This is a genomic window from Bradyrhizobium sp. LeoA1Lang (genome assembly GCF_055413685.1).
Map to the genome: position 1 here is coordinate 1 of NZ_JBVAPG010000424.1, position 991 is coordinate 991.

The window sequence follows — 991 nt, forward strand, 5'->3', positions numbered from 1 at the left end:
CTCTGGGTGGGCATCGGCCTTCCTCGTTCACTGACGAGGCAGTTCCTAAGCCGGTTGAGTTGTCGGCCGAAGCGGGCTGAGCTGCTGAAAACTTGCTCACGATCCCGCGAAATCCGTGCTCACGATCCCGCGAAACATGCACCGACAGCTGCAGATCGACTTCGGGGAGCGGCTGGTCGAGATCGGAGGATCGAAAGTCAAGGCATTCATGTTCGTGGCGACGCTCGGCCACTCGCGATGGCTTCATGTGCGTGCGTTCCGGGCTGAGAAGCAGGAGCATTGGTTTGCCGGGCTCGAGAGTACATTTACGACTCTCGGCGGTGTGCCGGAGGAAGTTCTGATGGACAAGACGCCATCGGCCCACACATACACGTATCGTCGCGCCGACAAATCGCGCCTCTGCCAGCGCTCGTACTCGCCTTGCCACTCCGCGGTCAGCCGGGAAATCACCGCGGGCGACAGGTTCGGTGCGTCCTTGCCCAGCAAGGCCGTCAGCGCCTCCTGGAAATCGCCGGTCGAGATGCCGCGCAGGTACAGAATCGGCAACAGCGCATCCAGGCTTCTGGTCCGCCGTACCCACAGCGGCAGGATCGCCGAGCCGAACCGGATCCGCTCACTATCGCCGGCCGCCCCACGGTCGCGAATCTTCGCCCGCGCGACCTCGACCGGACCGATGCCCGTCGCAATCGTTCGCACCGGGCCGTAACCATGCCGCACGACACGGGCGCGTCCGTCGGCAAGCTTCAAATCCTTCATCGTGGCAAGAAAGGTCTCGACTTCGACCTCGACGGCCTGCGCCAGAAGCTGCCGCGCACCAGCACGCAGGATATTGGTCAGTGGATCGTCGATCTCGTCGGGCTGACGGAGCGGGACAATGTTGCTAGTCTCGTTCATGGCGTATCGCTCTCCTTGAGAGATCCCATGGGGTGGATTGCAGTCGTATTTCTTGCAGAATAAGGCTGCCTAAACACTCATCCCGAAGGTGATCATG

1 protein-coding gene and 1 pseudogene are annotated in these 991 nt (G+C 61.8%); both read right to left on the reverse strand.

Annotated elements, in window-relative coordinates:
• The coding region (locus ACZYOF_RS43935; RefSeq protein WP_463719613.1) for a hypothetical protein at positions 1–247 on the reverse strand (247 nt) is incomplete at its 3' end.
• A gap of 101 nt (positions 248–348) precedes the next feature.
• Positions 349–894 (reverse strand): annotated as a pseudogene (locus tag ACZYOF_RS43940) (transposase); the annotation flags it as partial.
• Between the last annotated feature and the right edge of the window lie 97 nt (positions 895–991).